Origin of the sequence: Blastococcus atacamensis (assembly GCF_002938425.1) — a bacterium.
Lineage (GTDB): Bacteria > Actinomycetota > Actinomycetes > Mycobacteriales > Geodermatophilaceae > Blastococcus > Blastococcus atacamensis.
On the sequence record NZ_POQU01000099.1, the window covers coordinates 1 to 12,637 of the forward strand.

Sequence of the window (12,637 nt, forward strand, 5' to 3'; positions counted from 1 at the left end):
TCGATTCTCATGTATTGGCAAGGGTAATTGTGTACCCCGGACCCGTTCCCGCCCGTCCCGACGGCGCCGCCCGCGGCGGGCCCGCTCGCTCACCTGCCTGGTCACCGGCGCCACCGGCTACGTGGGCGGGCGTCTGGTGCCCGAGCTGCTGGCCGCCGGGCACCGCGTCCGGGTCATGAGCCGTTCCCCGGAACGGCTGCGCGACCACCCCTGGTCCGCCGACGTGGAGGTGGCCCGTGCCGACGCCGGTGACCCCGACGCCGTCGCCGCTGCGTGCGAAGGGGTGGACGTCGTCTACTACCTGATCCACGCGCTGGGCACCGGCCCGTCGTTCGAGGAGACCGACTGGCGGACCGCACGGGTGATGGTCGACGCGGGCCGTGCGGCGGGGGTGCGGCGCCTGGTCTACCTCGGCGGGCTGGAGCCTCAGGACGAGGAGCTCTCCCCGCACCCGCGCTCGCGCGCGGAGGTGGCCGCCATCCTGCTGGCTCCGGGGTACCGACCGTGGTGCTGCGGGCCGCCGTCGTCCTCGGCTCGGGGTCGGCGTCGTTCGAGACGCTGCGGTACCTCACCGAGCGGCTGCCGGTCATGGTGACGCCCCGCTGGGTGGACAGCCGAATCCAGCCGATCGCCATCCGCGACGTGCTGCGGTACCTGGTGGCCTCCGCCCGGCTGCCCGCCGAGGTGCACCGCTGCTTCGACATCGGTGGTCCGGACCGGATGACCTACGCCGAGATGATGCAGCGCTACGCGCGGGTGGCCGAGCTGCCGCGGCGGCGGATCCTGCCGGTGCCGCTGTTCACCCCGTCGCTGTCCAGCCACTGGGTCGGCCTGATCACCCCGGTGCCCGCTGGGATCGGCCGGCCGCTGGTCGAGTCGCTGCGCAACACCGTCGTCTGCACGGAGCACGACATCGCCGCCTACGTGCCGGACCCGCCCGACGGGCTGCTCGGCTTCGACGAGGCCGTGCGGCTGGCGGTGCAGCGGGTACGGAACTCCGCCGTCACCACCCGCTGGGCGTCGGCCTCGGTGCCCGGCGCCCCGTCCGATCCGCTGCCGACCGATCCGGACTGGGCCGGCGGGAGCCTGTACGTCGACGAGCGGGTGCTGGCCACGACGGCGCCCGCGGAGCGGCTGTGGCGGGTGGTCGAGGGCATCGGCGGGGAGCGCGGCTGGTACTCGTGGCCGCTGGCCTGGCGGGTGCGCGGGTGGTACTCGTGGCCGCTGGCCTGGCGGGTGCGCGGGTGGATGGACCGCGACGTCGGGGGCGTCGGCCTGCGCCGCGGGCGCCGCGACCCCGACCGCCTCTACGTGGGCGACGCCCTGGACTTCTGGCGGGTCGAGGAGCGCGAGGAGGGCCGGCTGCTGCGGCTGCGGGCCGAGATGCGGCTGCCCGGCCTGGCCTGGCTGGAGTTCCACGTGGAACACGGACCCGGCGACGGCGGGGCGACCCTGTCCCAGCGGGCGACGTTCGCTCCCCGCGGCCTCGCCGGCCATGCCTACTGGTGGGCGGTGGCGGTGTTCCACGGCTTCATCTTCGGCGGCATGCTGCGCGGCATCGTCCGGGCAGCCGAGCAGCCCGGCTGAGGGACGAGCCGCCGTCCTGGCTCGCCGTCCCGGGTCCTGGCTCACCGTCAACCGTGAGCCAGGACCCGGAGTGATCAGGTCTCCTGATCGTTCCGGGCCTCACACGAGGAGCTGGGCGGCGGCGAGCTCCCGGTAGAGCGGGCTGGTCTCCACCAGGTCGTCGTGCGTGCCGCGGGCGACGACCCGGCCGCTGTCGAGAACCACGATCTCGTCGCTGTCCCGGACGGTCGACAGCCGATGGGCGACCACGAGCAGCGCCCGGTCGGCCGAGGCGGCGGCGAGGGTGTCGCGCAGCAGCCCCTCGTTCCGGGCGTCGAGGCTGGCGGTCGGCTCGTCGAGCAGCAGCAGCTCCGGCCGGGCGAGGAGGGAGCGGGCGATGGCCAGCCGCTGCCGCTCCCCACCGGAGAGCAGGACACCGTCGTCGCCCACCGGTACGTCGAGACCACGGGGCGAGCGCTGCACGAGGGCGGTCAGCCCCACGTCGGCCAGCACCGCCCACAGGTCGGCGTCGCTGCTGTCCGGAGCGGCGAGGAGCAGGTTGTCCCGGATGGTCCCCGCCAGGACCGGCGCCTCCTGCTCGACGTAGCCCAGCCGGGCCCGCAGCGCCGCCCGCGGCAGATCGCGCACGTCGGTCCCCACCCACCGGATCGACCCGCCCGAGAGCGGGTAGAAGCCCTCGATCAGGGCCAGGACGGTGGACTTGCCCGCGCCCGACGGCCCGACGAGGGCCACCCGGCTGCCGGCCCGCACGCTGAAGGAGATCCCGTGCAGCACCGGCGTCCCGTCCGGGTAGCCGAAGGAGACGTCGTCCAGCTCGAGCAGCGGCGTCGCGTTGCCGGCCGAGGGTGTGCGGGGGACGACGACGGGTCCGCCGCGCTCGGGGCGGTCGTCCTCCTCGGGGGCGAGCCGGAGGATCTCCTGGATCCGGGCGAGTGCACCGAGGCCGCTCTGCACCTCCGTCCAGGCGTGCACGAACCGGCCCAGCGGCATGACCAGCAGGAACAGGTAGAGGATGAACGCGACGAGCTCGGCGACGCCGATGGAGCCCGCCGCGACCCGGTAGCCGCCCAGCCCGAGCACGGCCAGGAAGGCGCCCTGCACCGCGATCGAGCTGGCCGGCGAGACGAGCGCCTGCAGCCGGGCGACCTGCACACCGGCGGCGTACGAGCGTCCGGCGGTGTCCCAGACCGCCCGAACCTCCCGTGCGGTCGCGCCGCTGGCCCGGATGGTACGCACCGCCGACAGCGCCCGCTCCAGAGCTGCGGTCATCGCACCGACCGCCTCCTGCGCCTGGCGGGACAGTCGGCGGATGCCGCGCGAGACGCTGATCGCCACGGCCATCCCCAGGCCGACGGCGAGCAGGGTGACCAGCAGCAGCCACACGTCGACCAGGGCCATCGCGACCAGGGCGCCCACGGCGATGACCACCGAGCCGGCGATCTCCACGATCCCCGAGGTCACGGTCGCGCGCAGCAGCGTGGTGTCGGCACCGACCCGCGACATGAGGTCGCCGGTGCGCCGCCGGTCGTACTCGGCGACCGGCAGCCGGAGCAGCCGGTCGGCCAGCGTGCGGCGGGTGGTGAGCACCACGCCCTCGCCGGTGCGCTGGAGGACGAACTGCTGCGCCGCTCCCAGCACCGCCCCGACAACGAGGACGACCACGAGCGCGCCGACGGCCGCGGCCACCGAGCGCCCCGCACCCACGGCGTCGATGACGCGGGCGACCAGCGCCGGCTGCGCCAGGGCGGCGGCGGCGCCGACCAGGGACAGGCCCGCGGCGAGCCCGAGTGACCGCCGGTGGGGACGCAGCAGGGGGAGCAGGTCCCGCACCTGGGCGGGGGGCGCCGGCGCCTCGTCGCTCACCGCGGGCCGGTCAGTGCGGGCCACTTCCCAGGACACCCACGATCGCGGTCAGCAGCCGGGCGTGGTGCTCGAGCAGCTGCGGTCGGTGGCCGTCGGGACGGATGGCGGCGATGTAGTCACCCACCCCACCGCCCCCGCGCACGGCGCCGGACCAGAACTCGTCGCCGTCGTCGGTGCCGAGCAGCAGCGCGTGCACCGCCGGGTCCTGCGCGAGCCGGTGCAACCGCGGGTCGTCGGCACCGGCGAGCAGCAGCCAGCGAGCGTCGAAAGCGGGGTCGCCGCCGGCCAGCGGCACGAGGCCGCCGGTGCGGTGCCGCCAGAAGCGGGCCGGGCTCAGCCGGAAGGCCGGGACGTCGCCGAGCACCGGCGCCGCGGTGACCGCGTACTCGGGGACGACGTAGCGACCGGAGGCGAAGACGACGTCGAAGGCGACCAGCTCGAGCCCGCCGGCACGGCCGCGCAGCACGTTCCCCGCGCGGTGGTCCTTGGTCGCCCGCACCGGGGACCCGGCGATCAGGTCGGCCAGGACCGCGTCCTCCGGCGCCGTGCCGTCGGTGACCGTCCAGCCCTGCTGGAGCGCCCATCCCTGCGCGCCCACGAGGTCACCCTGGTAGGCGAAGACCCGGTCGGCGGCGCCGCGGGCGCGGCTGCCCCTGCGCCGCTCCGGCCGCACGACGGCTTCCGGTGGCGTCCCCGGCAGCGGCGGTCCCGGGGGTGGCGGGTCCGGGAGCGGCGGCTTCTCCAGCGGCACGCCCCGCGACGGGGGCGGTACGTCGGCCGACGGCGGGACCGGACGCTGCGGCTCGGCAGCCGGCAGGTCCCACCCGGGCGGCTGCCAGGAGGCGGAGCTCAGCGACTCCGACTCGTCCCGGGGCCGGCGTCGACGGTCGGCGAAGTTCGGCTCGTCCACATCGTCGCCGGGACCGCCCGGGACCCCGGATCCACCAGGACCCAGGTGCGGCGGCTCCCGCCAGTCGCCGCTGTCGTCGGGGCCGCCGAAACCGTCCCGGTCCTCAGGGTCGCGTGGACTGCTCATCGCTGCATCGTCCTCCCGGCGCCGCACCGGTGCGTCGGGCGCCTCATCCGTAGGTGTCGCGGGGCCCCCGGCCGCGCACGGAACGCGGGCCCTTCTTCCAGCTGGGGGCCGTCGGACCGACAACGCGCAGCTTCGTCACGACGTCCCCGCCCACCTGCGCGCGCAGCTTGCCCAGGATGGTGGGCGCCAGCAATCGCAGCTGGGTGGCCCAGGCGGTCGACTCCGCGACGACGAGCAGCTCCCCCTCGCTCAGCGTCTCGGGCCGGCAGTGGGCCGCGATGTCGGGCCCGACGATCACCGACCAGCGGCCGAACACCGCTCCCACCCGGGTGCGCTCGGACCAGTCCTGCTGGCTGACCAGCGAGTCGACGAGCCTTCCGAAGGGCTGGGGGTCGTCGGCCCCGGGGCCCGGCCCGCTCCAGGACCGGCGTGGTCCGGCGATCCGCCGCCGGGTCGGCCGAGGCCGCGACGCCGAGGCCGCGCGGGCGGCTTCCAGCGCGGCGCGGGCGATGTCGCTGGGCCGGGCGGGCCGGTCGTCGTCGCTCACGGGGTGCCTCCCTCGGTGGCCGCGATCGCATCCTTCACGACGACGGCGTACCCGCCCCCGACCTCGACCCGCGCGCCGCGGAGCTCCGGCGGCACGTCGTCGACCACCGCGGCGGTGATCAGCGTCTGCTCCGCCGACCGGGCGACCGCTGCCAGCGCCGCCCGCCGCTCGGCGTCCAGGGTGGCGAAGACGTCGTCCAGGACCAGGATGGGGTCCTCGCCCTCGGCCCGCAGCAGGGCGAAGGTGGCCAGCTTCAGCGCGAGGGCCAGCGACCAGGACTCGCCGTGGCTGGCGAAGCCCTTCGCCGGCGCAGGCCCCAGGTGGAGAACCAGGTCGTCGCGGTGCGGGCCGACCAGGGTCATGCCCCGGTCGAGCTCGTCACCGCGGCGCTCGGCGACCCGGGCGGCCATCGCCGCGGTCAGCTCCTCGACCGACGGCAGCTCCGCGCCCGCGCCCAGGGCGGCGCCGTCGCCGGCCAGCGGCACGGTCGAGCTGTAGCCGAGGGCGGCAACCGCTGCGCCCTCCCCGGCGACGCCGGCGTAGGACTCCGCGACGTGCGGTGCCAGGTCCGCGACCAGGCGCAGGCGGGCCGACAGCAGCTGACCGCCGAGGTCGGTGAGGTGGCCGTCCCAGACGTCGAGGGTCTCCATGGCCTTGCCCCGGGCCATCCGCGCCGTCTTGAGCAGGGCGTTGCGCTGCTTGAGCACCCGCTCGTAGTCGCTGCGGACGCCGGCGAGGCGAGGGGTGCGGGTGGCCAGCAGCTCGTCGAGGAAGCGTCGGCGCTCGGTCGGGTCGCCACGCACGAGCGAGAGGTCCTCGGGCGCGAACAGCACCGTGCGGACCAGGCCGAGCACCTCCCGGGGCCGGGGGAGCGGGGCGCGGTTCACCCGGACCCGGTTGGCCCTGCCGGGGTTGATCTCCACCTCCACGAGCAGCTCGCGGTCCCCCCGCCGCAGCGCCGCGCGCACCACGGCCTGGCCGGCGCCGTGACGGACCAGCGGGGCGTCACCGGAGACCCGGTGGCTGCTCATCGTCGCCAGGTACCCGACGGCCTCGACGAGGTTGGTCTTCCCCTCGCCGTTGCGGCCGACGAAGACCGTCGGCCCCGGGCCCAGCGCCAGGTCGACCCGGTCCCAGCTGCGGAACGATCCGACCTGCAGGTGCCGGACGTACATGTCAGGAACGGCCCCCCTGCAGGGCCCCGCGCCGAGGTGAGGCACTGGAACGGCCCCCGTGCAGAGTCCCGACGCGAGCCTGCGAGCGATGGGGGGCAGGGGGGTCCTTCGTCATGCGGGACGCTCGGCCTCCTGCGCCTGCACGGCCCGGACGGCGTGCCCGCCGAACTGGTTGCGCAGCGCGGCGACGGCCTTCATGGTCGGCGAGTCCTCCTGGCGCGAGGAGAAGCGCGCGAACAGCGACGCGGCGATCGTCGGCATGGGCACGGCGTTCTCGATGGCCTGCTCCACGGTCCACCGGCCCTCGCCGGAGTCCTCGGCGTAGCCCTTGACCTTGTCCAGCGACGGGTCCTCGTCCAGCGCGCGGACCAGCAGGTCCAGGAGCCAGGAGCGGATGACCGTGCCCTGGGTCCAGGAGCGGACGACGCCGGGCACGTCCTCGATCAGGTCGACGGCGGCGAGCAGCTCGTAGCCCTCGCCGTAGGCCTGCATCATCGCGTACTCGATGCCGTTGTGGACCATCTTGCTGAAGTGGCCGGCACCCACCGGGCCGGCGTGCACGAAGCCCGCCGCGGGCAGCTCCTGGCCCGACTCGTCCACGGGAGCCGGGGGCTTGAGGGCGTCGAAGACCGGCTGCACCTTGGCGACGTCGTCCTTCGTGCCGCCCACCATGAGGGCGTAGCCGTTCTCCAGGCCCCACACCCCGCCGGAGACGCCGGCGTCGACGTAGCCGATGCCCTTCTCGCGGCACATCACGTCGTGCACCTGGTCGTCGGTGTACTTGGAATTGCCGCCGTCGACGATGACGTCGCCGGGCTCGAGCAGGTCGGCGAGCTCCTTGATCGTGGCCCGCGTCGGCTCACCGGCGGGGACCATGACCCAGACGACCCTGGGCGCGGTGAGCGCCTGGACCAGCTCCGGAAGCGTCTCGACGTCCCGCTTACCGGGCGCACGGTCGTACCCGACGACCTCGTGACCGGCGCGACTCACGCGCTCGGCCATGTTGCCGCCCATCTTGCCCAGCCCGATCAGCCCCAGCTGCACGGTGTGTCCTCTCGTTGCGATCTCGGCGTGCTCGCCCATCGTGCCCGGCTACCGGCCTCGCTGCAGGGTCCCGCCGCGAGCCTGCGAGCGGTGGGGGCGGCGAGGTCCTTCTGTCAGCCCGGAAGGCGCACCGGCATGATCAGGTACCGGTAGCTGCCCGTCCGCCCGGCCGGAGCGACCGGTGCGTCATCCGCCGGCGGCTCGTCCACTCCGGAGAGCACGGCCGGCTTCAGCGGACTGGTGAAGTCCATGCGCGCACGCTCGGTGTGCACGGCCGCCAGACCGTCGAGCAGGAACGTCGGGTTGAAGCCGATGGTCAGGGGGTCGCCGTCGAAGTCGACGTCGCAGCGCTCCTCGGCCTGGCCCTCGTCATCGGTGCCGCCCGCCCGCAGGGTGACCTGGCCCGGCGTGAACTCGCAGCGCAGCGGGGTTCCGCGGTCGGCGACCAGGGCGACGCGCTTGGCGGCGTCGGTGAACAGCCCGACCGGCAGTGTGGCGTGCGACAGCGACTCGTTCGGCATGATCGCGCGGTACTTGACGAACTCGGCGTCGAGCAGCCGGGTGGTCGTCTGCCGGTCCTTGCCCGACAGGCCCAGGATGCCCTCGCCGGAGCTGCCCGAGGACAGCGAGAGCGTGATCTCCGGCCCGCTGGTCAGCGTCTTGGCGGCGTCGGCCAGGGTGCGGGCCGGGACGAGGACGGCGGCGGACAGGCCGGAGGTCTCCGGGCGCCAGGCGAACTCGCGGACGGCGAGGCGGTAGCGGTCGGTCGCCGCCAGGGTGATCAGGTCGTCCTCGATCTCCAGGCGCACACCGGTGAGCATCGGAAGGGTGTCGTCGCGTCCGGCGGCGATGGCGACCTGGGCCACCGCCTCGGCGAAGACGTCGCTGTCGACCAGACCGGCGGCCGAGGGCATCGACGGCAGCGACGGGTAGTCGTCCACCGGCAGCGTGGGCAGGCTGAACCGCGCGTTCCCGCACGTGATGGCCAGCCGGGGACCTTCGGCGGTGATGTCGACGGGGTGCGGCGGCAGCGCGCGGGTGATCTCGGCGAGCAGCCGGCCGGGCACCAGGACGCGTCCGCTCTCGCTGGTCTGGACGTCGATCTCGGCCCGGGCCGACACCTCGTAGTCGAAGCCGGAGACCGACAGCAGCGTCCCGTCGGCCTCGAGCAGGATGCCGGCCAGCACGGGCACCGACGGCCGCGGCGGCAGGCTGCGCGCCGTCCAGGCGACGGCGTCGGCGAGCACCTCACGTGCCACCCGGAACTTCATCTCTCGACCCACCCATGTTCGGTCCGCCTGCCGGCCGCCTGGTTGCGGCGCCCGGTTCGGGCAGAGCTCGTCCTCAGTCGCGCACCGGGCGCGGGGCTCCGATGCGGTGCTCATCGTGCCTGGTGCAGTGCTCTGCGGGGAAACCCCGTCCCTGATCGGGCCATCTGCTGCCCTCTCCGTGGCCCGCGGTGCGCCGGCGCCCCCACCGGTGCCTGTCCTGGAACCCGCTCCTGGCCCTGGCAGCGCAGCATCCCCACCCAGAATGTGGTTCGAGAATTCTTCGAGATAACTCCTTCATCCTCGTCATCACACGTGTGGAACCTGGGGATCGGGCCCCTTTGCGCAGGTCAGCCGCCGACCGGGCCTGTTGGTCCGCTGTGGGCGGTCAGCGTCTTCCTGTTGTCGACACGTGGACAGATCGACGGTTGTTCACCGTCGTCCGCGCCACTCCACGGTCCGTCCCCCGTCCGCCCCAGGTCCGTCCCCAGGTCATACCCACCCTCGTCGGCCCGGTGCGGCCGGCGATCCGTCGGTTCCCGCTGTCGACGGACGTACCTGCAGGTCACACGCGTGTGCGGGGTCTGGGACAGGACGTGGGCGGCGCGGGGGACGGCCGCCCACGTCGCCGGCCCGGTCCCGTCCGGGGAGAGATCTCCCCAACCTGTGCACATTCCTGGGGACAACTTCTCGATCTGTCGACCGCGGCCGGTGGCCGTGCGCCCGTGATGGGCCCGGAATGCTGGGCTTCCGTCGTCCCCAGGGATCCACACAGGTGTGGACAACGACTTGTCGACCACTCCGCGGAGGTGACCGGACCCGGTGCGAACGACGACGCTCAGGTGGCCGGACGACCTCCCCGGAACGTCCCCGGCGACACCCCGGAATGGCACCGAGTGCCGCGCCGAGTGGGGGCCGGAGGCTTCCGCGCAGGCACGACGAAAGGGCTCCACGGCACCGGGGAACGGCAGCTGGAGGCGGTGCGGTCCGGAGGACCGCAGTGTTATTGCCGGGCGCGGCTCTTGATCCGGGCGGTCAGCTCGGTGACCTGCGTGTACGTCGCCCGGCGCTCGCTCATCAGGTTGGTGATCTTCTTGACCGCGTGCATGACCGTGGTGTGGTCCTTGCCGCCGAAGGACGCACCGATCCGCGGCAGCGAGAGCTCGGTGAGCTCGCGGCACAGGTACATCGCGATCTGACGGGCGTTGACCAGCGTGCGGCTGCGGTTGGTGCCCTGCAGCTCCTCCATCGTCACGGAGAAGTACTCGGCGGTGGCGGCCATGATGATCGCCGCGGTGATCTGCGGGCCCTGCTCGTCGCTGATCAGGTCCTTGAGCACCAGCTCGGCCAACGGCAGGTCCACCTGCTGCTTGTTGAGGCTGGCGAACGCGGTGACCCGGATCAGCGCGCCCTCGAGCTCGCGGATGTTGGTCTGCACCTTGCTGGCGATGAACTCCAGCACCGGGTCGGGTACCTGCAACCGCTCGCCCCAGGCCTTCTTGCGCAGGATGGCGATGCGGGTCTCCAGGTCCGGCGCCTGGACGTCGGTGATGAGGCCCCACTCGAAGCGGGTGCGCAGCCGGTCCTCCAGCGTCGTCAGCTTCTTCGGCGGACGGTCGGAGGTGATGACGATCTGCTTGCTGGCGTTGTGCAGCGTGTTGAAGGTGTGGAAGAACTCCTCCTGGGTGCGCTCGGCGCGCTCCAGGAACTGGATGTCGTCGATCAGCAGGAAGTCGATGTCCCGGTAGCGGCGGCGGAAGTCCTCGGCCCGGCCGGAGTGCACCAGGTTGATGAACTCGTTGGTGAACTCCTCGGTGCTGACGTACCGCACGCGGACGTTGGGGAACATCCGTGCCGCGTAGTGCCCGATGGCGTGCAGCAGGTGGGTCTTGCCCAGGCCGGACTCGCCGTAGATGAACAGCGGGTTGTAGGCGCGGGCGGGGGCCTCGGCGACGGCGACCGCCGCGGCGTGGGCGAACCGGTTGCTGTTGCCGATGACGAAACTGTCGAAGACGTACTTGGCGTTCAGGCCGGGGTCCAGACCGGCCGGCCGGCCGCCCTCGGGCCGGCGCGTGCGACCGCCCGCTCCCCCGCCGCCCCCGCGGCGCTGGTCGGCGGCGCCGGAGTCGACGTCGAAGGGCAGCACGTCGGCGGTGCGGTCGCCGTCGGAGGAGTCACCGGCATCGGGGCCCCACGGCGTGGTGCTCCAGTCCTCGGGGGCTCCACGGTCGACCGGTGGACGCTGCGGGCCGTCGGCCGGGTGCAGCTCCCTGACCTGGGAGAAGTCCGCCGACGCGGCACGCTCGGAGGAGTCGCGGTCCCAGGGGGCCGGCCCCACGGCGTCGGTGCGCACCCCGAAGGCGCTGCGACCGTCGTCGGCGCGGTCCCGGGTGGCCCGGTCCTCCTCGGCGCGCTGCACCTCGGCGGCCGACCAGGGGCGGCGGGTCGGTTCGGCCTCGGCCGGCTGCTCGGGCTGGGCGGGCGCGTCCTCCAGCTGCACGGCGACGCGGATGTCGCGGCCGAACTGCTCCGAGAGCGCCTCCGCCAGCACCCGCCGCATGCGGGACTCGAGGACTGTCTGCGTGAACTCGTTCGGTGCCGCCAGGACGGCGGTGTCCTCCACCAGCATCAGCGGCCGGGTGAGGTTCAGCATGGCGTTCTGCTGCGGGGAGAGGCTGGTGGCCAGCCGCTCCCGGATCTGGTCCCAGACCGTCGCCAGGTCCGGCGTGGCATCGGCCATGCGGTCTCGTCCTCCCAAGCTGTACGACCCCTGGCCGCTCCCGGTGCGCCCAGCACCTCCGTGCCGGCCCCGCCGTCGTGCCGGTCGTCCGTGGATGACCGGTTGTGGACACGCGGACACGTGTGGTCCACATGGGTTTCCACAGGCTGTGCACGGGCGGCTGCATCCTGCGCCGGCCGCGGACCGGACGGCGGCCGGCGCAGCATCCGTGCTGGTCAGAGGCCTGAACAGGGGGGTGTGGGGGCGGCTCGGCGGTCGGTCGACCGACGAGGTCGGCCCGCGCGTCGTGACCCTTGCGTCCGACGCGGAGCGACGGCGACGCTAACAGCCCCGTCCACAGCCCGGCAACGACGGCCGACGTCGCCGTACGCCCGCCGGAGGCTCCGGTGGGAGACCCGGCCGGGCGGGGCTCCCGGCGCGCCGCCGGCCTGGGAGGCGCCTGCCCGGGTGATCATGGGCAGTCCGTCCGCCACCGGTCACCGGCTGGCGCCGGTCCTCGGTTATGCTTGTCGGAGTCTGTGGACGGGTCTGCCCGTCCCCGGTCGGTGCCGTGCCTGCGCCGCCGGGTCCGGTCGGTCGTCCGCAGTGCCAGCTTCCAGGGTTCCCGGGGGCGGCCATCGTGTCGTTCCGGCGCCCTGCGCGCGCCCGTCCACCGACGGGAGCGCACCGCCGATGTCGTGTAGTGGGAGTACCTCGTGAGCAAGCGCACGTTCCAGCCGAACAACCGCCGCCGGTCCAAGACCCACGGCTTCCGGCTGCGTATGCGTACCCGCGCGGGCCGGGCCATCCTGGCCGGCCGTCGCCGCAAGGGCCGCGAGAAGCTCTCCGCCTGACGTGCTGCCCGCGCAGGCACGCCTGCGCCGGCGCCCGGAGTTCAGTGCCGTCGTCCGATCCGGCCGGCGTGCCGGGCGACCGACCATGGTGCTGCACCTCCTCTCCGAACGGCCCGCGCAGCCGGCCGGTGACCTCGCGTCCCCGGCGGCTGCACGGGCCGGTTTCGTGGTGGGCAAGAGCGTGGGCAACTCGGTGGTCCGCCACCGGGTGACCCGGCGCCTGCGCGCCGTCGTCCGGCACGAGCTCGATCGGCTGCCGGTCGGCGCCGACCTGGTCGTCCGGGCCCGTCCCGAGGCAGCCGACGCCGACTCCGCCGTCCTGCACCAGGACCTCGTCAAGGGGCTCGACCGCCTGCTGGGCGATCGGGCGTCGTCCCGATGAGCTCCGCCGGAGGGCGCCGCCGGTCGGTGGCGGCCCGGGTGCTGCTGCGCGGGGCTGGCTCTTATACACATATGACGCTGCCGAAGAAGAGGCTAATGTAGGCTTCTGAGAGCGTCGGCACATGAAAAAAAACATAAAATGTATAACTCACATTGATAAGAA

Annotated in this window: 11 protein-coding genes; 4 read left to right on the forward strand and 7 right to left on the reverse strand. The window is 73.8% G+C overall.

What is annotated here, in order from left to right; genetic code table 11:
- Nucleotides 1-595, forward strand: a 595-nt coding sequence (locus C5508_RS20405; protein ID WP_232797241.1) for an NAD(P)H-binding protein, incomplete at its 5' end; no start/stop codon positions are given.
- Nucleotides 505-1,587, forward strand: a complete 1,083-nt coding sequence (locus C5508_RS17245) for an SDR family oxidoreductase (protein ID WP_232797242.1) — start codon at nucleotides 505-507, stop codon at nucleotides 1,585-1,587. The genes C5508_RS20405 and C5508_RS17245, both read left to right, overlap by 91 nt.
- Nucleotides 1,588-1,686: 99 nt before the next feature.
- Here the strand turns inward: C5508_RS17245 and C5508_RS17250 are convergent, their stop codons facing one another.
- From C5508_RS17250 to dnaA, 7 genes are all read right to left on the reverse strand, one after another.
- Nucleotides 1,687-3,474: an ABC transporter ATP-binding protein gene (locus C5508_RS17250; protein ID WP_232797243.1), complete on the reverse strand. Its 1,788-nt coding sequence runs from the start codon at nucleotides 3,472-3,474 to the stop codon at nucleotides 1,687-1,689.
- Nucleotides 3,461-4,486, reverse strand: a complete 1,026-nt coding sequence (locus C5508_RS17255; protein ID WP_104526168.1) for a hypothetical protein — start codon at nucleotides 4,484-4,486, stop codon at nucleotides 3,461-3,463. Before C5508_RS17255 ends, C5508_RS17250 begins: the two co-directional genes overlap by 14 nt.
- 43 nt (nucleotides 4,487-4,529) lie before the next feature.
- On the reverse strand, nucleotides 4,530-5,033 hold the full coding sequence (locus C5508_RS17260; RefSeq protein WP_104526169.1) for a DUF721 domain-containing protein: 504 nt from the start codon (nucleotides 5,031-5,033) through the stop codon (nucleotides 4,530-4,532).
- The gene (recF, locus tag C5508_RS17265) at nucleotides 5,030-6,208 is read right to left on the reverse strand and encodes a DNA replication/repair protein RecF (protein ID WP_104526170.1); all 1,179 of its coding nucleotides are present in this window, start codon (nucleotides 6,206-6,208) and stop codon (nucleotides 5,030-5,032) included. Before recF ends, C5508_RS17260 begins: the two co-directional genes overlap by 4 nt.
- Before the next feature lie 111 nt (nucleotides 6,209-6,319).
- Nucleotides 6,320-7,252, reverse strand: a complete 933-nt coding sequence (gene gnd / locus C5508_RS17270; protein WP_104526171.1) for a phosphogluconate dehydrogenase (NAD(+)-dependent, decarboxylating) — start codon at nucleotides 7,250-7,252, stop codon at nucleotides 6,320-6,322.
- Between the two features lie 113 nt (nucleotides 7,253-7,365).
- On the reverse strand, nucleotides 7,366-8,523 hold the full coding sequence (gene dnaN, locus C5508_RS17275; RefSeq protein ID WP_104526172.1) for a DNA polymerase III subunit beta: 1,158 nt from the start codon (nucleotides 8,521-8,523) through the stop codon (nucleotides 7,366-7,368).
- Nucleotides 8,524-9,523: 1,000 nt separating this feature from the next.
- Nucleotides 9,524-11,260 (reverse strand): chromosomal replication initiator protein DnaA, encoded by a 1,737-nt coding sequence (gene dnaA / locus C5508_RS17280; protein ID WP_104526173.1) that lies wholly within the window; start codon nucleotides 11,258-11,260, stop codon nucleotides 9,524-9,526.
- A gap of 695 nt (nucleotides 11,261-11,955) precedes the next feature.
- Between dnaA and rpmH the strand changes: the two genes are divergently transcribed.
- Both rpmH and rnpA read left to right on the forward strand, forming a co-directional pair.
- A complete protein-coding gene (gene rpmH / locus C5508_RS17285) occupies nucleotides 11,956-12,093 on the forward strand; it encodes a 50S ribosomal protein L34 (RefSeq protein WP_040338882.1) in 138 nt (45 codons plus the stop codon).
- 1 nt (nucleotide 12,094) lies between these two features.
- Nucleotides 12,095-12,475: a ribonuclease P protein component gene (rnpA, locus tag C5508_RS17290; RefSeq protein ID WP_104526174.1), complete on the forward strand. Its 381-nt coding sequence runs from the start codon at nucleotides 12,095-12,097 to the stop codon at nucleotides 12,473-12,475.
- Nucleotides 12,476-12,637: the final 162 nt, after the last annotated feature.